A 21944-nucleotide genomic window follows, 5' to 3' on the forward strand; every position below is an offset into this window, starting at 1 on the left:
AAGCTTTATCCTCCAAAATCATCAAATCTGATATTCTCGTCTGGGATTCCAAAATCTTCACCCATTTTTTGAACAGCTTTGTTCATTAATGGTGGGCCACAGAAATATAATTCAATATCTTCTGGTGTTTCATGATGATTCAAATAATTATCAATAACACAATTATGAATAAACCCAACAAAACCATCTCCAGGAGCATCAATACTTTCTTTCACTTTCCAGTTATCTTCTGGTAATGGTTCTGAGAGTGCCAAATAGAATTTAAAGTTTGGAAAATCTCTTTCCAACTCACGGAAATGTTCTAAGTAGAACAACTCACGTTTTGAACGTCCACCATACCAATAGGTTACTTTTCTACCTGTTTTTAAGGTTTTGAATAAATGATATAAGTGAGAACGCATAGGTGCCATTCCTGCTCCTCCTCCAACATAAAGCATTTCAGCTTCAGATTCGTTTATAAAGAACTCACCATAAGGACCAGATATGGTTACTTTATCTCCTGGTTTTTGAGCAAAGATATATGATGAAGCTACACCTGGATTTACATCCATCCATCCGTTTTTATTTCTATCCCAAGGTGGTGTAGCGATACGAACGTTAAGCATAATTTCTCTTCCTTCTGCTGGATAAGAAGCCATAGAGTATGCTCTTTCTACTGTTTCATCGTTTTTCATAACAAGTGGCCAAAGACCAAATTTATCCCATTCTGCTTGAAACTTGTCTGGTGTATCGTGCTCTTCTGGATGAGCTGTAATATCAATATCTTCATATTTAATAGTACATGGTGGGATTTCAATTTGAATATATCCACCTGCCTTATAACCCATGTCTTCCGGAATCTCCACTACAAACTCTTTAATGAAAGACGCCACGTTATAATTACGTACAACGGTTGCTTCCCATTTCTTGATTCCAAAAACTTCTTCTGGAATGGTGATTTCCATGTCCTGTTTCACCTTTACCTGACAAGATAAACGTGCTCCTTGCTGTAATTCTTTACGTGTAAAATGAGGTGTCTCTGTTGGTAACGCTTCGCCTCCTCCAGATAAAACATGACACTCACATTGAATACATGTTCCACCACCACCACAAGCAGATGGTAAGAATATTTTTTCTGAACCTAGAGTTGATAATAAACTACCTCCAGATGCTACTTCAATTGTTTTTTCTCCATTGATAGTGATTTTTACTGGACCTGATGGAGATAATTTTTGTTTTACCACTAATAACAACGCAACTAATAACAATGTAATTATTAAGAAAGCGACTACTGTTATAATGATTGTTCCTAATGTACCTGCTGCTAATACTATCATGTTACTCATTTATTGTGTTGTTGGCTAAAGTTTTTTGTTCCATATCAGACATGCCATTTTCCTCTGTATTGTTCTCTTCTTCTACAAGGGAAACATCTTTTGTTTCAGGTTGATCCTGTACTTGAACCGTTTCTGTTTCCGGTTGGGCAGCATCGTCTCCTCCTGTTAACATACCACCAAAGCTCATGAAACCTATTGCCATTAATCCAGTGATTATAAAGGTAATCCCTAGGCCTCTTAATGGCGCTGGAACATTTGAATACCTGATTTTTTCACGAATGGCAGCAATGGCAAGAATGGCTAAGAACCATCCTATTCCAGATCCTATTCCGTAGGTTGTTGCTAATCCTAAAGTAGCTATCTCTCTAGATTGCATAAATAAGGAGCCTCCTAAAATAGCACAGTTTACTGCAATTAGTGGTAAAAAGATACCTAGTGAATTATATAATGAAGGTGAAAATTTCTCTACTATTATTTCTACTAACTGTACCATGGTTGCTATGGTAGCAATAAACATAATAAACGATAAGAAACTTAAATCATAATCGGCATATTCTGCGCCCAACCAAGTTAAGGCTCCAGGCTGTAAAAGGAATTGATCCAATAACCAGTTTAAAGGCACTGTAATTGCCAATACAAAAATTACTGCAGCTCCTAAACCTACAGCCGTTTTTACTTTTTTAGATACAGCCAGATACGAACACATTCCTAAGAACGTAGCAAATACCATGTTATCTATAAATATCGATTTGAAAAATAATTCTATATGTTCCATATTCTTTTAGTTTTCAGTCTCAGTCTTAGTGAACAGTTTGTGCTGTAAACTGTGACTGTACACTGTTTCCTTATTAATCTTCTATTAATGCTTTATTTTTGCTACGTTGTACCCAAATGATGATTCCAACAACAATCAAGGCCATTGGAGATAATAACATAAATCCATTGTTTTCATAGCCTAATGCATATAGCCCAGAAAGTTCTCCTGGAATTGGATTCCCCAATACTGGATATCCCAATAAGGTTCCAGATCCCAGTAACTCCCTAAAAAATCCTACAATAATCAATATAACACCATAACCTAGTGCGTTACCAATTCCATCCAAGAAAGATCGCCATGGACCGTTTCCTAAAGCAAAAGCTTCAAAACGTCCCATAATGATACAGTTTGTAATAATAAGTCCTACGAATACAGACAAGGTTTTACTTAATTCGTAAGCAAAGGCCTTAAGGACTTGATCTACAATAATTACCAAAGCTGCAACTACAACAAGTTGCACAATAATTCTAATTTTTGAAGGGATAATGTTTCTTATTAAAGAAATAACCACGTTCCCAACTCCTAATACAAATATTACAGAAATAGACATCACAATTGAAGCTTTTAACTCTGCTGTAATTGCCAAAGCTGAGCAGATACCAAGTACCTGTATGGTAATTGGGTTGTTATCTGCTAATGGATCTGTAATTAATTTCGTATCTTTTTTTGATAAAAGTCCCATAGGTTAATTGTTTTTTAAATTATCAAAATAAGGCTTGTAAAGCTTTAAATCGCTTTTTATCATTGCTGTTACACCATCACCTGTAATGGTTGCACCTGCAATGGCATCTACCTCATTATCGGTTTTGTCTACGTTTTTAGGATCGGCATTACCTTTGGCAACGGTTATCCCTTTAAAAACACCTGCTTCATTTAACAAATGCTCTCCATAAAAATCATCCATAAAGTAACGCTGTTTAATGTTTGCACCTAAACCTGGTGTTTCTCCCTTGTGATCAAAATAAGCACCTTGAACTACCATGTTTTCATCCATGGCCACGTAACCCCAAATGGCATCCCAAAGACCTTTGCCGTAAATTGGCGCTACATAAACGGTTTTACCTTCCGTATTTTGACCAACAAATAAAGGTAATTTTCTTGGCTCACCTTTCTTTGCATTTGCTTTTTGTTTTTTAACATCAATTAAGTAAGGCTCTTGTTTGGTTTCGTTAAAATATTCATCACGTGTTTGTGTTTTCAATATTTTCCCACTACCATCTACAGTAATGACCAATTGATCTGTAACATTATTTTTAAAAGCTTCAGGGGCTTTATCTGTAGAGATAAACACAGCACTGGACTCGTCGTTATCGTTAATACCCATAGCATACAAAATATTTTGTTGCTTTTCCAAACGTTGGTTTTCTATAATGTTTGGTTTTAAAGATGACGCTGTAAATGCCAATAATGCACCAACAACCAACACCATTCCAATGGCAAAAATAATGGTATATGAATTTTTATCTGTTCTCTTTTCCATTTCTTATGCGTTTTTAACTTTAAGACGTTTCATTCTTTGTTTCACGTTACCTTGAACCACATAATGATCGATGGTTGGCGCAAACACGTTCATTAATAAGATCGCTAACATAACACCTTCTGGATACGCAGGATTGAATACACGAATCATGATAGAAATAAAACCTATTAAGAATCCATAAATCCATTTTCCTTTATTTGTTTGAGATGCTGTTACAGGATCTGTTGCCATAAATACAGTACCAAAAGCAAAACCTCCAATTAACAGGTGTTCCCAATATGGAGTACTCATCAACCCGTAAAATTTACTTCCTTGCGATATAACCTCTGCATTTACAAGACCATTAAAAATTAGTCCCATGACAATGGCTCCTAACACTGAAGACAACATGATTCTCCAGCTACCTATTTTTGTGAATATTAGGAATAAACCTCCCAATAGTATCAATAAAGTAGAGGTTTCCCCTACTGAACCTGGAATAAATCCATAAAACATATCTGCAACGGAATAGACTGTTTCTTTACCTTGAGCCAAAGCTCCCAAAATGGTTTCACCAGAAATAGCATCTAAATTTTCTCCTGCCGCAATGGCTTTATCTCTTGCAACTGCACCATGAACCCATACTTTATCTCCAGACATCCAGGTTGGATATGCAAAGAACAAAAAGGCGCGAATGGTTAAGGCAGGATTTAGGATATTCATCCCTGTTCCTCCAAAAATTTCTTTCCCAATAACAACCCCAAAAACTACTGCCACTGCAAGCATCCATAGAGGCGTGTCTATAGGCACAATTAAAGGCACTAGCATTCCAGTTACCAAATAGCCTTCTTCAACTTCATGACCCTTGATAATTGCAAATAAAAATTCTATTCCCAATCCAACCCCATAAGATACAATTACCAGTGGCAACACTTTAATCAATCCTATATAAAAAGCGTCCCAGGACAAGAAATCCACAGGAGTTCCTAGAGCTGCGAAATGTTGATATCCAGCATTAAAAATTCCAAAAATCAAACAAGGAATCATTGCCATGATTACCGTATTCATGGTACGTTTTAAATCGTCTGCCACTTTTATATGAGTTCCGTTATGCGTGGTCTCATTTGGCAAGTATAAAAAAGTATGTAGCGCATTGAACGCTGGAGCCATTTTGGTTCCCTTATACTTTTCTTTTAAGTTATGTAATGTGCTTTTTAAACCCATGGTTCTTTTTTTAAAAATTTTTCATTTCGTAACACAAAATGAATAAAGTTGTATTTTTCATTTCGCTACACGAAATGAATAAAGTTGTATTTTTCATTTCGCTACACGAAATGAATAATTATCCAATTTCTTTAATCATTACGTCTAAACCCTTTCTTATAATCTCTTGATGAGGTTGTTTAGATACACAAACAAATTCTGTTAAGGCAAAATCTTCAGGAGCTACTTCGTACATACCCAAAGCTTCCATTTCATCTAAATCTGTATACATGCAAGCTTTTAAGATTTGTAACGGATAAATATCCAACGGAAATACTTCTTCGTAATTTCCTGTTAGCACAAAAGCTCTATGCTCCCCATTTGTATTGGTATCCAACTCATATTCTTTGTTTGGTGTCATCCAAGAGAACGTAAGGGCTCTAGAGGTGGAAACCTTATTGAATACGGGTTTGTTCCATCCAAAAAACTCATAATCATCTCCTTCAGGGATTACAGTGATTATATTGCTGTAATAATCCAAACACCCATCTGGACTAACTTGTTTTCCAGTTAAAACATTGCCGGAAATAATCCTATCATTGCTGTCTTTATCAATACCATTATCATAAACCATGGTTGCTATTTCGCTACCTATTTTGGTTTTAAAGTATCTTGGCTTTTTTATGGAAGATCCTGCCAAAGCAACAATACGTTCAGCATTGAATGTTCCGGTTAAAAGCAATTCCCCTATAATAACCAGGTCTTGAGCATTTACAGTCCAAACCACTTCGCCTTTATTAACTGGATCAATTTTATTGATTTGGGTTCCAACATTTCCAGAAGGATGTGGCCCAGAAACTTTATGTAAAGTAATTCCAGACAAACCAGCTAAAGGTGAAGTGCTATTTTTGCCTACAGATACATGCACCTTACCTTCGGTTAATTTCCCTAAGGCAGTGACTGCTGCTTGCAACTCTGCTTCTTTTCCTTTTAAGGTGTAATCCAAATCTGCTGCCAATGGTGCAGAAGCATAACCCGAAATAAAAATGGCTTTAGGCGTTCTGTTTGGCTTAGCAATAATATCGTAAGGACGTTGTTTTATAAATGGCCAACAACCAGAAGCCAACAAATGTGCTTTAACAGCTTCACCATTTGCCGATTGGACATCAAATTTTCCAAAATCTTGGTAAACCTGCTCCTTGTCTGCTTGAAGTTTTATAGCTAATATCCTTCTTTTTTCTCCACGTAAAATCTCTATAACTTCTCCAGAAACAGGCGAAGCAAATTTAACAGCTTCGTTGGATTTATCGTAAAAAACAGCTTCTCCTGCTTTCACTTTGGCACCAACTTTTACTAACAATTTAGGGATAACTCCATGGAAATCTTCTGGCCTTAAGGTACAGTAGTTGCTAACAATAGCGTTTTCAGTCGCTTTTTCAGCTTCACCTTTAAGTTTAATGTCCAGACCTTTTTTAATCTTAATGTCGTTTGACATGTTTATAAATCTATTTGTTAATAGTAAATGTGATTAAGATATTTGATCTACTCAAAAATCCGTGCAAATTTACGAATTTCTATATGAAAAAATACTACAGTTACACGAAGTTTGTTATTTATATCAATTCTAAATAGTTAAAAATGCTTAGGCATAAAAATTGTTTATATTTACAGAAGAAATAAAACATTATGACAAGAATCCACAAATATTTCCTGCTTATTGCTTTCATACCTTGTTTGTTTTTTGGACAAGCTGTAGAAGTGGCTCCTCCTGATTACATTAAAACCATCATCTTTACAGGGGAAACACCTGAAAGCCAACTTCCCATAATTAAATTGGGAGACAGGATTGCTTTAGGTTTTGATGCTTTAAATGGCAACGAAGAAGATTTCTATTATAAAATTGAACACTACGATTATGATTGGACCCCTTCAAACCTTACCAAAGCCGAATACATGAATGGCTATGACAACCAACGTATAAGAAACTACGAAAACTCTTTTAACACCTATCAAATTTATTCTCATTACAATTTAATTATTCCAAATGATAGGACTCGTGGACTCAAAAAATCAGGGAATTATATGATTCATATTTATAACGAATATGATGAAATAGTTTTTTCAAGAAAGTTTATGCTCTACGAAAATAGTGCAAATGTAGGTGTGTTTATAAGGAAAGCAAGAGACGTTAAATATCTGGATGAAAAACAAACTGTGGATATAAACATCAGTTCTTCAAGTATCATGTTCAACAACCCAACTGAAACGGTTAAGGCATTAATTATCCAAAACAACAATTTAAACACCGCCATTTCCAATGTAAAACCACAGTACACCTTGGGCAATGAGCTTATTTACAAATACACTTCTGAAACCACTTTTTGGGGAGGCAACGAATATTTGTCTTTTGAAAATAAAGATGTAAAAGGTGCCAACGTTGCCATAGAGCATATTCAATTGGACGACCTGTACAATAATTACCTGTTTACTGATGTGGTAAGGGCAAACAAACCTTACACTTACAACCCAGATATTAATGGAAATTTTGTAATAAATGCGTTATACACCGAAAAACCTTGGATTGAAGCAGATTATGTTTGGATACACTTTTCGTTATTACCCACACCAGAGCTATTAAACAAATCCATTTATGTCTATGGGAATTTCAATAATTATGAATTGACACAAACCAATAAAATGTATTTTAATGAGGCTAGAGGCGTTTACGAAGTTCCAATATTATTAAAACAAGGGTTCTACAGTTATAAATACGTGTTGGTAGATGAAAACAACCAACTACAGGAAGGAGCCATTAGTGGCAATCACGATGAAACGGAAAACAACTATAAAGTACTGGTTTACTATAGGGATCTAGGAGCCAGATACGACAGACTTATAGGTGTTGGCGAGTCGAGTTCTATAGATATTACCAATTAAACCCTGTTAAACATGCACATGGTCTAATATTTTGTGATACTAAGCGTTTAATTTTTTATTTTAGCACTTTCCAATTAATAGAAACCCAATAAAAATGGTTCAACAGGTTACACAAGGGATTAAAATTTCGGCAGAGACCAATTTTGAAGGCACTTTTTATAAAAATTATAAGATCCAATTTGCCTTTGGTTACAAAATCACTATCGAAAACCAGAGCAAAGACTCTGTACAGTTGTATGCAAGACATTGGACCATATTGGATGCCTTGAACAATTTAGAAACAGTTTCTGGAGAAGGTGTTATTGGGAAAAAACCTGTTATAAAACCTGGAGAATCGCATACCTATACATCAGGATGCTTGCTGTCTTCACCTTTTGGAGCCATGTATGGATTTTATAGCATGATCAATCTTAACACATCCAAAAAATTTGAAGTCACAATTCCAAGGTTTAAATTAAGCACTCCTTATGCTTTAAATTAGCCTTCGCTATAACTTTCTTAAGTTTTTATTTATTCTAAACTCCTGATTATTTAGACGTATCAACATTAAAAGTTGCTTGAGACAGTTGGTCATTCAAAAGATTTAAAAACATCATGTTTACCATGCCGTTGCTCTTTACCACTTGTGTAATACTGGTTGTTTTAACAAAGCCACGATCCATAACAACACCATAATCCTTTTGTTGGGCACCAGCTGTTTGATGAAATTCCAAAATACTCTCAGGATTTGGGCTGTTTTGCTTCTGAAACTCCTGAAACCAATTGTATCTGGATTGTTTCATCGCTTTTGTATACAGTGCAGACGATGACCAAATATGAGGTTCCATAGGGAGTTTTTTAACATGCTTGGCTGTTCCATCCCAAACCAGCTCAAACAATTGCAGCTCCTTTTGCCATTCAATCATAACAACTGTAAAAGGTTCAATATCCATTAAATTATATGTTTCAATGGTCTTTAAAACAGAATCTGAGGTCAATAAATCTTTAACAACCACACCTCTACTCAATCTATAACTGTCCTGTCGTTCATGTTTGGTAAAACCACCATTTAACAAACAAACAAGACGCTTTTTGCTGCTAACCCCAATCCAGGTTCCGCCAGCAAGTTTATCTTTTGGATACAAAAGTTTGGAATCCCCTTCCATATAAAAATCTGGAGACAAAGTCTCTCTGCTTGGGGCTTCGTCTCTATTGGATGTCAACACAAAATTGGAATGCCCTAAAGGAACTACTGTTACTGTACACATAAAATCTAGAGTCTGGTTACCAAAGCACAACTTACAAAAAAACCAATACTTTAACTTGTCTTTAGCATAACAAAGAAAAGATAATCGGTAAAAATATTGTACCTTTGCAGCTGAAATTTTTACAAATTACAAAACCAAAACAATCATGGGAAAAGGATTTTTTAATGTACCAATAGCTGTTAACGAACCTGTTAAAAGTTATGCTCCAGGATCTCCAGAAAGAGAGGCTGTTTTAAAAGCCTATAAAGAAATGTATAACAGTCAAGTGGATGTACCAATGTACATTAACGGAAAAGACATAAAAACTGGCAATACCAGAACCATGTCTCCTCCTCATGACCACAAGCATATAGTTGGAACCTTTCATTTAGCTGAAAAATCTCATGTAGAGGAAGCTATTGCCACAGCTCTTGAAGCTAGAAAATCTTGGTCCCAAATGCCTTGGGAACAACGTGCTGGTATCTTTTTAAAAGCTGCCGAATTAATTGCAGGTCCTTACAGAGCTAAAATTAATGCAGCAACTATGATTGCACAATCTAAAACCATTCATCAAGCTGAAATTGATGCTGCGTGTGAGTTGATAGATTTCCTTCGTTTTAATGTCCAGTTCATGACAGATATTTACATGGAACAACCAGAAAGCACAAGCGACGCTTGGAACCGTGTTGAATACAGACCTTTGGAAGGGTTTACCTATGCCGTAACTCCTTTTAACTTTACGGCTATTGCTGGAAATCTACCTTCTTGTATGGCTTTAATGGGTAATGTGGTGGTTTGGAAACCAAGTAACAACCAAATCTATTCAGCCAAAATTATCATGGATGTATTTAAAGAAGCTGGAGTTCCTGATGGCGTGATTAACGTTGTTTTTGGAAACCCAGGAATGATAACAGATACAGTTATGGCAAATCCACATTTCTCAGGATTACACTATACTGGTTCCACTCCAGTTTTCCAAAGTTTATGGAAACAAATTGGGAACAACATTGAAAACTATAAAACTTACCCAAGAATTGTTGGTGAAACAGGTGGAAAAGACTTTATAATAGCTCATAAATCGGCCAATACAAAACAAGTGGCAACTGCCATTTCCAGAGGAGCTTTTGAGTTCCAAGGACAAAAATGTAGTGCTGCATCTAGAGCTTACATCCCTAACAATATTTGGGAAGATGTTAAAAAATACGTGGTAGAAGATGTGAAGTCTTTTAAAATGGGATCTCCGGAAGACATGACCAACTTTATAACAGCTGTTATCAATGAAGGTTCTTTTGACAAATTGGCGAAATATATAGATGAAGCAAAAGCTGCTTCTGATGCTGAAATTATTGTTGGTGGTGGATATGACAAGTCCAAAGGTTACTTTATTGAGCCTACTGTTATTGTTACCACAAATCCTAAGTACGAAACCATGTGCACTGAACTATTTGGGCCAGTAATCACCATTTACGTATACGATGAAAACAAATATTCCGAAACTTTAAAACTGGTTGACGAAACAAGCGAATACGCCCTAACTGGAGCTGTTCTGGCAACAGACAGATATGCCATAGTTGAAGCAACCAATGCCTTACAAAACAGTGCTGGAAACTTCTATATTAACGACAAGCCAACTGGAGCTGTTGTTGGGCAACAACCTTTTGGTGGCGCAAGAGCTTCCGGAACTAACGACAAAGCTGGATCTGCACAAAACTTAATGCGTTGGGTGTCTCCTAGATTGATTAAAGAAACATTTGTGACTCCTGTAGATTACAGATACCCTTTCTTGGGATAAACAACAGACAACCTTATACAAAAAACCCTTAAGTTTACTTCTTAAGGGTTTTTTTATGCCTTTTATCTTACAATTATCCGGTTAAAAATAGAACTTATTATATTTATCTACTAACCAACTATATTGAAGATGAAAAAAATCTACTTCCCTTTACTTTTACTTTTATCTGCTAGTGTGTTCGCACAAGACAAAATGCAAGCACTTCAAAAATTTGATGTTTCAGACATGGAAACTTCGGTTTTAATTACAAGTTCACCAATTTTTGAACTTGAAACCTACAATGAAAAAACCATAAACAATTACAATTTTTATCAAGCTTACAAAGCCATAGCACATGGCGACCTACAAAATCGTTTTCTTCCTTTGGAACATTTAAAAGAACAAAGCAAACAAAGTTATTTTACCAAGGTGATTCCCCTTGCCATCATTCATAGTGATTATGAATCGATTACAAACGAAGCATTCCAAAACAATACCATAAGAAAAGATGCCGATGGTTTTTTAACAAGAACCAATAACAATCCTGTTTTCGAGCAGAAACACATCACTTTAACAGCTCCTCTAAGAAGCAGTAGCAAAGGTTTGCAAACCAGCTTTGTGTTATCGGCTTCAAACATTTTTAACACAACAGATCGGGTTATTGAAAGCATACAAGTGGATTTTAATGATGGAGCAGGGTTTAGAAACATCGTACTGGACCAAAACATCGTTGTTGATTATTTGGAAGCTGGAAAAAAAGAAATCACGTTTAAATTAACCCTTGATTCCGATGAAACAATCATACGCCATTCAAACATTGAAATCACTTATTCCAATGCTGATTTATACGCCCTTTTCAATCGTGTCATAACCACTTTTAATGCCAGTATCACGCCAGACCTATCCCCTTATGGTGAAACTGTTTCGTATCCTGGCACTGGTGAATATGAAGTGTATTTAAGTGCAGATAATGTTTTGGACAAGCCTATTTTTCTGGTTGATGGTTTTGATCCTGGAGACGGAAGGGACATTACAGGACTTTACGATCTATTGGGTTTTGACGACAATGGCACTACCTCAAATCTTGGCGACCTAGTGAGAACTGAAGGATTTGACGTGGTTATTTTAAACTTCCCCATATACACAAGAACGGCAGATGCAGCAGTTATTGATGGAGGAGTCGATTTTATTGAACGTAATGCCATGCTCTTGGTGGAATTGATAAACACCATAAATGCCCAAAAAGTTGGCACAGCCGAAAATGTTATTATTGGCCCTAGTATGGGTGGATTGATTTCCAGATATGCCCTTAACTATATGGAAAACCAAAACATGAACCATGAAACAAGACTATGGATTTCTTTTGATGCGCCTCACCATGGTGCTAACGTGCCAATAGGATTTCAACATCAATTTAATTTTTTAGCGTTTGGACTGGATGATTTTTGGGTACTTGGAGACCAAAACGTGGAAGAACTGCAACCTATTATTGATGGGATGCTGAAATCTTCGGCTGCCAGACAAATGCTCACAGACCAATTTGAACCACATATAACCAATAGCGACGGAGTAACCTTTAACAGTTCACTTGCCTTGCCAAGAGCACATCCTTTTAAAGCTGTTTTAGACGCCAGGATGAATGGCTTAACGGCTTCTGGATTTCCCGAGTTAACAAGAAACATAGCCATAATTAATGGAAGTGGAGTCAATAATCGCTATCCAGACAACACAGCCAACGCGAATAACCTAAATCCAGGCACCAGAATTCTTAATGCAAATATTAATGTGATGACAGGAGCCGATTTGAAAGTTGAAACTTTTTTCACCCCAAACGCTAGCACACAAATTCAAACCAGTAAAGTCCATTTGGATTTTGCGTGGTGGTTCCCTCTGGCCAACGATAGAATCAACAATGCAGATTCCAGGGCTTTCACTTATTCAAATGGTGTAGATGCTGCTTCTGGTGGTTTGTTCGATATACTGAAATTAACTGAAGATTTATCTACAGATGGTTTGGTAGGCGAATTTTTAGCTTCGTTAAGTACCGATTATTTTAATTTTATTCCAAGTGTAAGCGCCATGGCTTTTGAAATTACCAATAATGAAATTGATTGGTTCCACACGCCAAATGGAATAACAACTGCTAGAGCAACTACCAGTGTCACACCTTTCGACGCATGGTTTATGCCAACAGACAACGAACCTCACGTAACCCTAACCGAAGGGAATGTTGCATTTGCCCTAGACGAAATTTTACTTGAAACCTTAGTAACGGAATCGTATTTGGAAAACAGCATCAAACTAAAGCAAAATCCAATTACAAGCACTTTAACCTTGTTGAGTACGAAAGTATATCCAAACGCAACTATTTCCATAATGGATTTAACAGGAAAAATGGTTTACCATCAAAATTCAAACCTAAGCAACAAAACAGCCATTCCTGTAAATGCTGCTTCTGGAATGTATATTTTAAATGTGGACACTCATACAGGTTTAACATGGAGAACAAAACTCATTATAAAATAAAAGAGTTGTGAATAACCAATAAAGCCTTTCAATATTGAAAGGCTTTATTGGTTATATATATTCTGCAAATCAACCTTTATATTTCATGGGCAAATGCACCACTTTTTTGGTTTCAAAAAAGTCTTCTTGAAAAAAATCTGTAATGTTATAAATGCGAACGGTTTTATAGTTCTGGAGTTCTTCGGTTAAATCGCCTCCTTTAAGATAAATAATCCCATTTTTTAATTCATGGTTTTGTTTTTTAGCAATTTTTCCTTTTACCCAATGCACAAAAGTTGGCATGGCAGCTACTGCCCTACTTACAATAAAATCGTAAGTACCATGAATGTCTTCCACGCGCTTATTGGTAGTTTTTACGTTTTCCAAGCCCAAACCTTCAACAACCTCATCCACAACCTTCAGTTTTTTTGCAATGCTATCAACCAAATGAAAGGAACATTCTGGAAACAAAATGGCTAAAGGAATACCAGGAAAACCTCCTCCAGTACCAACATCCAGTATGTTTGTTCCAGGCTTAAAATCTATCACTTTTGCTATGGCCAGGGAATGGAGCACATGCCTTAAATACAATTCGTCTATATCCTTTCGCGACACCACATTTATCTTTAGATTCCAATCTTGATACAAGCCTTCCAACCTAGTAAATTTATCTATTTGATCGTCTGTAAGCTTAGGAAAGTACTTAAGGATTAGTTCCATGAATTTGTAATTTTGGACAAAAATAGATAAATTATTGTGCTTTTTTATGAAAACTTTATTAAGATACACATCATTATTATTTATATTTGGCACCATATATGATACTCGTATATAAAACGTACTATTATTGTTAAGTACCTCAGGACAAACCCATGAGGCATTTCAAAAAAAGCATTTATATTACGAGGCAAACCCCAAAGAAATTTTAAATCTCCATTATTGAGTAAAAACAATAGCATGACAAAACAAACATTATCGTTCTCAAGAACAGACTCTGCAAAATTTTTCAGGACACTGAACAAACGTGTCAATGATTATTTTAAAGAAAATAACATAAAAAAAACAGGCAACTGGAAACTGTATTTAAAAGCAGTTTTCATGTTTACCTTACTCTTAGGTCCTTTGATCCTTTTATTAACAGTAGACTTACCTACTTGGCTGCAAATATTGTCTATGATGGTCATAGGTGTTGGTATGGCTGGTGTAGGTATGAACGTGATGCACGATGCCAACCATGGCTCTTTTTCCAGTAAAAAATGGGTTAACAAACTCATGGGAAGCAGTATACATATCTTAGCTGGCAACGATTACAACTGGAAAGTACAACACAATGTGTTGCACCATACTTATACAAATATTCAAGGTCATGATGAAGATATTGATGCTGGTAGAATCATTCGTTTTTCCAAGCATTCCAAATGGTTGAAAATACATCAATACCAAAAGTATTATGCTTTTTTACTATATGGTCTTTTAACTGTAAATTGGGCAATTACCACAGATTTTAAACAAACATATGTGTATTTGAAAAGAAAGTTGTCTTATGGCGATTTTCCTAATCCAGCCACACAATGGACCAAGTTAATTATAGGAAAAATTATATATTATTCCATTTGGGTTGTTTTACCGTTAGCCTTGGGTTACGCTTGGTGGCAAGTGTTGATAGGGTTTTTAATCATGCATTATACAGCAGGAATCATTTTAAGTGTCATTTTTCAATTGGCACACGTGATGCCAAATACTGAAATGCCTTTACCAGACGAAAACGGTAACATGAAAAACACTTGGGCCATCCATCAATTGTTTACCACCTCAAATTTCTCACCTAAAAGTTGGATTGTTGAATTTTATACTGGAGGCTTAAACAGACAGGTGGAACATCACTTATTTGCGCACATCAGTCATATTCATTATAAAAACATAGCAAAAATCGTTAGGGAAACAGCACACGAATTTAGCTTGCCATATAACGAATATCAATCCATATGGCAAGCCATAGCAGAACACTACAACCAATTGAAAATGTTGGGAAGAAAGCCTAGCATGGCATAATCCCTTTTTTGCACCACATAACAACCAAACAGCATGAGCTTACTTTCAGAAAGAGTTTTAAACATGTCTACCTCTGCCACATTAGCAATGGCAGCAAAGACCAGGGAACTTAAAGCACAAGGAAAAGATATTATTGGACTGAGTCTTGGCGAACCAGATTTCAACACTCCAGATTACATAAAAGAAGCTGCTATTCAAGCCATCAACGAGAATTATAACTCATATTCTCCAGTAGATGGTTATGTGGAATTAAAGGAAGCCATTATCACCAAATTTAAACGCGATAACAATTTAAGTTACACCTTACCTCAAATTGTTGTTTCTACTGGTGCCAAGCAAGCCTTGGCCAATGTAGCTTCCGTTATGATAAATAAAGGAGACGAGGTGATATTGCCTTGCCCATATTGGGTTAGCTATGCTGATATTGTGGAGCTTTTTGAAGGTGTTCCTGTAGAAGTAAAAACGACTATCGATACCGATTTTAAAATGACTCCAGAACAGCTGGAAGCTGCCATCACACCTAAAACCAAAATGATTTGGTATAGCTCTCCTTGCAATCCCAGTGGTTCTTTATATAGTACCGAAGAATTGAGAGCACTAGCCGACGTGCTTCAAAAACACCCAGACATTTACGTGGTTTCCGATGAGATTTATGAACACATCAATTTCACAACCGATGGTCATGCCAGCATGGCTCAATTTGAAGATATGTTTGATAGGACCATAACTGTCAATGGTGTTTCCAAAGCGTTTGCCATGACAGGTTGGAGAATTGGTTATATAGGAGCTCCAGAAGTGATTGCACGTGCTTGCAACAAGATGCAAGGACAAATTACAAGTGGCGCGAACTGCATTGCGCAACGTGCCACCATTACCGCTTTAAACGAGCCTCCTTCCAAGGTTAAATACATGATAGACGAGTTTAAAATCCGTAGGGATTTGGTTCTCGATTTATTATCAGAAATTGAAGGCTTTAAAACAAACACACCTGAAGGTGCCTTTTATGTGTTCCCAAATATTTCTTATTACTTTGGGAAAACCTTAAGAGGAAAAACCATTCACAATGCCACGGATTTTTCTTTATACCTTTTAGAAGAAGCTCTTGTGGCAACCGTTACTGGTGACGCTTTTGGAAACCCAGATTGCATTAGAATAAGCTATGCTGCGAGTCAGGCTCAAATTATTGAAGCCATTAAACGCATCAAGGAAGCCGTTAGTTAAGAAAACAATTCATAATAAAAATATAAATCCACTATTTCCAGTGGATTTTTTTATCAATGAAAATAAATAAACACGCTTATCAATACAAACATAAAAACACAAAACACTAGGATTGTTTTTACTTGCTTTTGTTTTCTTTCCTTTTGAAGTTTTAATCTTATTTCCAACAAATCTTTTTCTGTTGACGTATTGTGAAATTCAAGTTTTTTTTTCCAGAAATGCTTGTATTGACAACACGTCTGTCTTTTCTTTTATTCAACATACTTTTATTGTTTCTCAAAGTATGAATCATTTGCATCATTGATCCTTCTCCACCCATAATATGTGTTTTGTAATGAAACGTAGTAACTTTAAAAACCCATCAAATCATTTGTATGATTTCGATTTTGGCAACATATAAAAGATAGTTTTATTGAGATCGCACTCAAAGATCATCAGTTAACAATCTAAAAAAAACGCTTTACTTATTAGTAGAAAAAACTTACAAAATGTTACATTAGAAAAACTGTCTATCGATTACGCCAAAAGAAAGGGGTTAATAAAATAAGAACCGTAAACAATTCCAAACGTCCAATAAGCATTAAAAACGAAGCCCACCACTTGCCAAGAGATGGCAAAGCTGCATAATTGTTTACTGGCCCAAAATTACCCAAAGCTGGACCCACGTTCCCCAAACTAGAGGCCGAAAGCCCAATGGACGACATAAAATCGATGTTAAACATAGAAAACACTAAGGCTCCTACTATAAAAGACAACATATATAGAATAAAAAAGGCCAGAATATTAAATACAATATCTCCAGTTACCGCTTTATTGTTATACCTAACAGGCAATACAGCATTGGGATGCAAAGCTCTTTTAAATTCCAAAAACCCATTTTTAATAAGGATTAAATGTCTTACCACCTTGACACCTCCTGAAGTACTTCCTGCCGAACCTCCAAGAAACATGAGCCCAAAAAGGAAAACCAATAACAAAGGAGTCCATAAGGTATAATCTGCAGTGATAAAACCGGTTGTAGTAACCACAGAAATAACTTGAAACAAAGCATGCCTAAAAGAACTTTCAGCTTTTCCCCAAACCATGGGATGTTCAATTGTTGAAGTTGTTAAATCTGCTTTAAAATAAATGATCAAAGCTGCTATTATGGTAAAAATGGCAATGAATTTGAAATATAGCTTAAGTTCTTCGTCCCTTAAAACCCTCTGGATTTTACCTTTAAAAGCAAAGTAACTCAATACAAAGTTGGTTCCTGCCAGGAACATAAAAACAATTATAATGTATTGTATTCTAGGGTGTCCATTCCAATAAGCAATACTGGCATTTTTTGTTGAAAAACCACCTGTTGACAGTGTACACAAGGAATGGTTGATGGCATCAAAAAAAGACATACCTGCAACTTTCAACAAAATGGTTTCAGCAGCTGTATAACCAAAATAAATCAACCACAAACGTTTAGCTGTATCTGTAATTCTTGGATGCAATTTATCTGCACTTGGCCCAGGAGCCTCAGCTGCAAACATTTGCATGCCGCCAATACCCAACAAAGGCAATATAGCAACTGCCAGCACAATAATTCCCATACCACCAATCCAATGGGTTAAACTTCTCCAAAATAAAACCCCTTTGGGTACTATCTCTATATCGTTTAAAATGGTTGCACCTGTAGTGGTATACCCAGACATGGTCTCAAAAAAAGCGTTCGTAAAACTGGTAATGCTTCCTGTTAACAGATAAGGAATGGTTCCAGACAAGGTCATTACAATCCAGCCAAAGGCAACAACTATATAACCTTCTCGTTTGTTCATTTCCTTGTTGTGGTCTTTGGTGTTGAACATAACTAAAAGACCAACCAAAATAGTGATTCCTCCTGAAAGAAACAGGTTGAATGTAACACCATCTTTATAGATCAAGCTGATTAAAGAAGATAATAGCATAAACCCTCCATTAAACAATAACAGAAGCCCTAAAAAATGAAAAATTATTTTGTAGTTAAGTTTCACAGACAGTAATTATAGGAATAATTTTTCTACTTGTTTTATGGACCTTGGCAAGCAACAAACCACTACTTTATCTTCTACACCTACCCTAAAATCACCAAGTGCAATATGCCCTTTTCCGTTTCTTATAATCCCACCAATTATGGCAGATCTAGGAAAATCGATATCCTTTATTAATTTGTTGCAAATTTTGGAAGTTGGTTTTACCTTAAACTCCAATAATTCGGCATTCATATTATTGAGTTTTGTCATGGCTATAACCTCACCTTTTCTAATATATCTAAAAATATTGTTGGCTGCCAATAGCTTTTTATTGATTAAAGTGTCAATTCCAATGGAATGTGACAGTTCAAAATAATCCATATTTTCAACCAAGGCAATGGTTTTCCTAACACCTTTGGATTTTGCCACAAGACAGGACATGATATTGGTTTCGGAGTTTCCGGTTACGGCAATAAACGCATCCATGTCTTTCAAGTTTTCCTCATCCAGAAGGTCTACATTTCTCCCATCACCATTAATTACAAGAACATCAATCAATTCATCTGCCAAATCAAAGGCACGATCTTTATCTTTCTCAATAAGCTTGATGTTTGGATATTGTTTGCTCAAGTCCCTTGCTGTTTTATAACCAATTTTACTTCCACCAAGAATCATTACGTTCCTTATCTCGGTATTGATTTTTCCGGTTAAGGTACAAAGCTCCTGTCCACCACCTTCCGAAGTAATAAAAACCACATTATCACCTTCCTTGAATTGGGTATCACCTCTTGGAATAATGGTATATTGTGTTCCAAAACGTTGTATCGCTATTGGAACGAAATGTATTTCAGGATAAATTTTAGCGGCTTCCTGCACTGTTTTTCCAACAAAAAGTGCTGTTCTGGATAGGTTTAATCCTACCATGGTTAAGGCACCTCCATCAAATTCGTAACTATCATTGAATGCCGATTGACTTAATAGCAATTCTATTTCAGAGGCTGCCAAGGATTCTGGTGATATAAGTTCGTCTATACCAAGCTTGGTAAACCCTATTTCGTCTTTATAGTGTACAAATTCGGTATTGGATATTCTGGCTATCGTTCTATTGGCACCAAGTTGTTTGGCCAACACACAAACTGTTATGTTTGTTGTTTCAGAAGAGGTAACCGCAATCAACAAATCACTTGATTCTATTTTGGCATCTTTTAAAATGGTTATGGAAGTGGCATCTCCTCTTATAACTTTGATATCCAAATGATTGTCTGCATAAGTTAGACTCTCTTTATTGGTATCTATTAAGGTAATTTCTTGAGATTCGTAAGACAATAATTTTGCTAAATGAAATCCTACTTCACCAGCTCCAGCAATAATTATTTTCATGTGTTAAATAGTAATAAAGTAGTGCAAATATACTGTAAATTAGATTTATTAAAGGAAATATCCAGATATAATTATTTGATTTTAAGTTACCATAATCCTAAAAAAACTTTCTGTTTTCTCTCATGCTCCTTAATTTTAGATGATACAAAATAAAAACCCACAAATACGCATTTTGAGTTTCACGGACTCAATTAAATTGAAAATAAATATGTAGGTTTGTGCAAAAATTTCACATTGACAAAAGTTAAGCCATATAAAAATAGTGAGCTAGGTAAAAAAGAACAAGTAACCAAAATGTTTGATACCATTTCCAAGGAATACGATGGATTGAATCGTGTTATTTCTTTTGGTATAGATATTAAATGGCGAAAAAAAGCTGTTCAATTGGTTGCAGACACAAATCCAAATATCATTCTAGACATTGCTACAGGAACAGGTGATCTGGCCATTAATCTAGCTGAAACCAATGCCGAAAAAATCATTGGATTGGATATTAGCGAAGGCATGCTGAATGTTGGGAAAGAAAAAATATTGAACAAGTCTTTGCAGGATAGAATTGAAATGGTGGTTGGTGACTCTGAAAATTTACCTTTTGAAGACAACACATTTGACGCCATTACAGTAGGATTTGGAATAAGAAATTTTGAAACCCTGGAAAAAGGTCTGGTAGAAATACTTCGCGTACTCAAACCTGGTGGCATCTTTGTTATCTTGGAAACCTCTGTTCCCACAAAAACACCTTTTAAACAGGGCTACAATCTCTATACCAAAAACATTATGCCGCTTATTGGTAAATTGTTCTCCAAAGACCGAAGCGCCTATAAATATTTAAGCGATTCTGCTTCCGTTTTTCCTTATGGCGAAACTTTAAACAATATTTTGCGCGAAATTGGGTTTATAAATGTTGTAAACAGACCACAAACTTTTGGAGTGGCTACAATTTATACATCATCAAAAAAATAATATGAAAAACATCATTTTTCTGTTCGCTTTTTTATTCATGTTCCAGTTGGCTTCGGCACAACTGTTTTCAAAAGAAAAAATATTAAACGATGAAAATGTTGATAAGGCTTTTTTAAGCTATGGTTATTTTATTGGTTTTAACAGTTACGATTTCAATTTTGACTACAAACAGGACAAACCAGACATTCAAGTCGCAAAATCTACAGGTTTTAACGTAGGACTTGTAGGAAACATGCGAATAAACGATTATCTGGATTTAAGGTTGGAACCTGGCTTATACATAACCACCAGAACCTTGGAGTATCCTGAATCTTATTTTAACGGAATAGACTTTTCTCCTTCCGATTTAGAAAGGGAAGTGAAATCCACATACATACACGTACCTTTGCTGTTAAAAGTCTCCACCAAACGTTTAAACAATTTTAAACCCTTTATTGTAGGTGGTATCTCTACGGCTTTAAACCTGTCCAGTAACGAAGATAACCCAGACGACAATAGTGCTGGGAAATTTAGGACCAAGAAAAACATGTACTTTTACGAAGTAGGTTTTGGTATCGATTTTTATCTCTATTACTTTAAGTTTACGCCATCCATTCGTGGAGTTTTTGCCATTAACGATGAACTGGTTAGAGATGCAGACCCTAATTCCCCTTGGACTGGAAACATAGAATCCATGAAAACACGTGGTGTGTTTATTAACTTTACGTTTCAATAAGATCTAGCTGTTAAGTTGGTTTGCCACAACCGGATAACAAACAGCCCATTACCTTTCACTTCTGCGAAACTCACTCAACAAAATGGCTGCTGCAGTAGCTACGTTTAAACTTTCGGTGGATTGTAATTGGCCAAACCTGGGAATACTTATTTTGGTGGTAATTACCTGCTCTATCTCTCTGGAAATACCATTCGCTTCGTTACCAAGCACAAGAATACCCTTGTTTGGCAACTGGCTCTTATAGATGTTATCCCCTTCCATAAAAGCTCCAAAAATTGGCATATGGGTAGTTTTTAAAAAATCTGTCAAATTTAAATAACTCACATTTACCCTGGTTATTGAGCCCATTGTGGCTTGAACCACCTTGGGATTATAACAATCTACCGTTTCTAGGTTG

At 35.9% G+C, this 21944-nt stretch carries 19 protein-coding genes; 8 read left to right on the top strand and 11 right to left on the bottom strand.

The features are described from left to right. Positions 1 to 5: 5 nt before the first annotated feature. The 6 genes from nqrF to AACY93_RS07810 form a co-directional block, all read right to left on the bottom strand. Positions 6 to 1313 carry an NADH:ubiquinone reductase (Na(+)-transporting) subunit F gene (gene nqrF, locus AACY93_RS07785; protein WP_040491558.1) on the bottom strand — a complete coding sequence of 436 codons (1308 nt, stop codon included), beginning with the start codon at positions 1311 to 1313 and terminating at the stop codon, positions 6 to 8. A 4-nt stretch (positions 1314 to 1317) separates the two neighbouring features. After that, a complete protein-coding gene (gene nqrE / locus AACY93_RS07790; RefSeq protein WP_286853626.1) occupies positions 1318 to 2091 on the bottom strand; it encodes an NADH:ubiquinone reductase (Na(+)-transporting) subunit E in 774 nt (257 codons plus the stop codon). Between the two features lie 73 nt (positions 2092 to 2164). Further along, a complete protein-coding gene (locus AACY93_RS07795) occupies positions 2165 to 2815 on the bottom strand; it encodes an NADH:ubiquinone reductase (Na(+)-transporting) subunit D (protein WP_007648383.1) in 651 nt (216 codons plus the stop codon). 3 nt (positions 2816 to 2818) lie between these two features. After that, positions 2819 to 3613 (bottom strand): Na(+)-translocating NADH-quinone reductase subunit C, encoded by a 795-nt coding sequence (locus AACY93_RS07800; protein ID WP_007648382.1) that lies wholly within the window; start codon positions 3611 to 3613, stop codon positions 2819 to 2821. A gap of 3 nt (positions 3614 to 3616) precedes the next feature. Further along, positions 3617 to 4816, bottom strand: coding sequence for an NADH:ubiquinone reductase (Na(+)-transporting) subunit B (locus AACY93_RS07805; protein ID WP_287006469.1), 1200 nt, complete (start codon positions 4814 to 4816; stop codon positions 3617 to 3619). A gap of 118 nt (positions 4817 to 4934) precedes the next feature. Next, on the bottom strand, positions 4935 to 6290 hold the full coding sequence (locus tag AACY93_RS07810; protein ID WP_007648378.1) for a Na(+)-translocating NADH-quinone reductase subunit A: 1356 nt from the start codon (positions 6288 to 6290) through the stop codon (positions 4935 to 4937). A 191-nt stretch (positions 6291 to 6481) separates the two neighbouring features. Between AACY93_RS07810 and AACY93_RS07815 the strand changes: the two genes are divergently transcribed. Then, positions 6482 to 7732, top strand: coding sequence for a DUF5103 domain-containing protein (locus tag AACY93_RS07815; RefSeq protein ID WP_287006471.1), 1251 nt, complete (start codon positions 6482 to 6484; stop codon positions 7730 to 7732). Positions 7733 to 7826: 94 nt separating this feature from the next. Then, complete coding sequence (gene apaG / locus AACY93_RS07820) at positions 7827 to 8213, top strand: Co2+/Mg2+ efflux protein ApaG (protein ID WP_286853632.1); 387 nt, start codon at positions 7827 to 7829, stop codon at positions 8211 to 8213. A gap of 46 nt (positions 8214 to 8259) precedes the next feature. Here the strand turns inward: apaG and AACY93_RS07825 are convergent, their stop codons facing one another. Then, positions 8260 to 8979, bottom strand: a complete 720-nt coding sequence (locus tag AACY93_RS07825; RefSeq protein ID WP_287006472.1) for an NRDE family protein — start codon at positions 8977 to 8979, stop codon at positions 8260 to 8262. A gap of 145 nt (positions 8980 to 9124) precedes the next feature. On the opposite strand from AACY93_RS07825, the gene pruA reads away from it, so the two are divergent. Both pruA and AACY93_RS07835 read left to right on the top strand, forming a co-directional pair. After that, on the top strand, positions 9125 to 10750 hold the full coding sequence (pruA, locus tag AACY93_RS07830) for an L-glutamate gamma-semialdehyde dehydrogenase (RefSeq protein WP_287006474.1): 1626 nt from the start codon (positions 9125 to 9127) through the stop codon (positions 10748 to 10750). Between the two features lie 129 nt (positions 10751 to 10879). Further along, the gene (locus AACY93_RS07835) at positions 10880 to 13255 is read left to right on the top strand and encodes a T9SS type A sorting domain-containing protein (protein ID WP_286853635.1); all 2376 of its coding nucleotides are present in this window, start codon (positions 10880 to 10882) and stop codon (positions 13253 to 13255) included. Positions 13256 to 13324: 69 nt separating this feature from the next. Here AACY93_RS07835 and rsmG read toward each other — a convergent pair whose 3' ends face one another. Further along, positions 13325 to 13954: a 16S rRNA (guanine(527)-N(7))-methyltransferase RsmG gene (gene rsmG, locus AACY93_RS07840; protein ID WP_007648366.1), complete on the bottom strand. Its 630-nt coding sequence runs from the start codon at positions 13952 to 13954 to the stop codon at positions 13325 to 13327. 237 nt (positions 13955 to 14191) lie between these two features. On the opposite strand from rsmG, the gene AACY93_RS07845 reads away from it, so the two are divergent. Then, the gene (locus AACY93_RS07845; RefSeq protein WP_007648364.1) at positions 14192 to 15286 is read left to right on the top strand and encodes an acyl-CoA desaturase; all 1095 of its coding nucleotides are present in this window, start codon (positions 14192 to 14194) and stop codon (positions 15284 to 15286) included. Between the two features lie 33 nt (positions 15287 to 15319). Continuing rightward, positions 15320 to 16507 (top strand): pyridoxal phosphate-dependent aminotransferase, encoded by a 1188-nt coding sequence (locus tag AACY93_RS07850; protein WP_007648362.1) that lies wholly within the window; start codon positions 15320 to 15322, stop codon positions 16505 to 16507. Positions 16508 to 17016: 509 nt separating this feature from the next. On the opposite strand, the gene AACY93_RS07855 is transcribed toward AACY93_RS07850, so the two are convergent. Next, the gene (locus AACY93_RS07855; RefSeq protein ID WP_287006476.1) at positions 17017 to 18510 is read right to left on the bottom strand and encodes a potassium transporter TrkG; all 1494 of its coding nucleotides are present in this window, start codon (positions 18508 to 18510) and stop codon (positions 17017 to 17019) included. Between the two features lie 9 nt (positions 18511 to 18519). Further along, positions 18520 to 19869 (bottom strand): Trk system potassium transporter TrkA, encoded by a 1350-nt coding sequence (trkA, locus tag AACY93_RS07860; RefSeq protein WP_286853639.1) that lies wholly within the window; start codon positions 19867 to 19869, stop codon positions 18520 to 18522. 234 nt (positions 19870 to 20103) lie between these two features. Here trkA and ubiE point away from each other — a divergent pair, with 234 nt between their 5' ends. Beyond that, complete coding sequence (ubiE, locus tag AACY93_RS07865; protein WP_286853641.1) at positions 20104 to 20832, top strand: bifunctional demethylmenaquinone methyltransferase/2-methoxy-6-polyprenyl-1,4-benzoquinol methylase UbiE; 729 nt, start codon at positions 20104 to 20106, stop codon at positions 20830 to 20832. A gap of 1 nt (position 20833) precedes the next feature. Next, on the top strand, positions 20834 to 21547 hold the full coding sequence (locus AACY93_RS07870) for a porin family protein (RefSeq protein ID WP_007648351.1): 714 nt from the start codon (positions 20834 to 20836) through the stop codon (positions 21545 to 21547). 48 nt (positions 21548 to 21595) lie between these two features. On the opposite strand, the gene AACY93_RS07875 is transcribed toward AACY93_RS07870, so the two are convergent. Then, positions 21596 to 21944: TrmH family RNA methyltransferase (locus AACY93_RS07875; RefSeq protein WP_339611642.1), on the bottom strand; the 349-nt coding region annotated here is incomplete at its 5' end.

Origin of the sequence: uncultured Xanthomarina sp. (genome assembly GCF_963971605.1) — a bacterium.
Taxonomy (GTDB): Bacteria; Bacteroidota; Bacteroidia; order Flavobacteriales; family Flavobacteriaceae; genus Xanthomarina; species Xanthomarina gelatinilytica.

Excerpts from the sequence above, each read along its gene's own strand:
- nqrE (WP_286853626.1), bottom strand. The coding sequence starts at position 2,091 with ATGGAACATATAGAATTATTTTTCAAATCGATATTTATAGATAACATG.
- AACY93_RS07795 (WP_007648383.1), bottom strand. The coding sequence starts at position 2,815 with ATGGGACTTTTATCAAAAAAAGATACGAAATTAATTACAGATCCATTA.
- AACY93_RS07800 (WP_007648382.1), bottom strand. The coding sequence starts at position 3,613 with ATGGAAAAGAGAACAGATAAAAATTCATATACCATTATTTTTGCCATT.
- AACY93_RS07805 (WP_287006469.1), bottom strand. The coding sequence starts at position 4,816 with ATGGGTTTAAAAAGCACATTACATAACTTAAAAGAAAAGTATAAGGGA.
- AACY93_RS07810 (WP_007648378.1), bottom strand. The coding sequence starts at position 6,290 with ATGTCAAACGACATTAAGATTAAAAAAGGTCTGGACATTAAACTTAAA.
- AACY93_RS07815 (WP_287006471.1), top strand. The coding sequence starts at position 6,482 with ATGACAAGAATCCACAAATATTTCCTGCTTATTGCTTTCATACCTTGT.
- apaG (WP_286853632.1), top strand. The coding sequence starts at position 7,827 with ATGGTTCAACAGGTTACACAAGGGATTAAAATTTCGGCAGAGACCAAT.
- AACY93_RS07825 (WP_287006472.1), bottom strand. The coding sequence starts at position 8,979 with ATGTGTACAGTAACAGTAGTTCCTTTAGGGCATTCCAATTTTGTGTTG.
- pruA (WP_287006474.1), top strand. The coding sequence starts at position 9,125 with ATGGGAAAAGGATTTTTTAATGTACCAATAGCTGTTAACGAACCTGTT.
- AACY93_RS07835 (WP_286853635.1), top strand. The coding sequence starts at position 10,880 with ATGAAAAAAATCTACTTCCCTTTACTTTTACTTTTATCTGCTAGTGTG.
- rsmG (WP_007648366.1), bottom strand. The coding sequence starts at position 13,954 with ATGGAACTAATCCTTAAGTACTTTCCTAAGCTTACAGACGATCAAATA.
- AACY93_RS07845 (WP_007648364.1), top strand. The coding sequence starts at position 14,192 with ATGACAAAACAAACATTATCGTTCTCAAGAACAGACTCTGCAAAATTT.
- AACY93_RS07850 (WP_007648362.1), top strand. The coding sequence starts at position 15,320 with ATGAGCTTACTTTCAGAAAGAGTTTTAAACATGTCTACCTCTGCCACA.
- trkA (WP_286853639.1), bottom strand. The coding sequence starts at position 19,869 with ATGAAAATAATTATTGCTGGAGCTGGTGAAGTAGGATTTCATTTAGCA.
- AACY93_RS07870 (WP_007648351.1), top strand. The coding sequence starts at position 20,834 with ATGAAAAACATCATTTTTCTGTTCGCTTTTTTATTCATGTTCCAGTTG.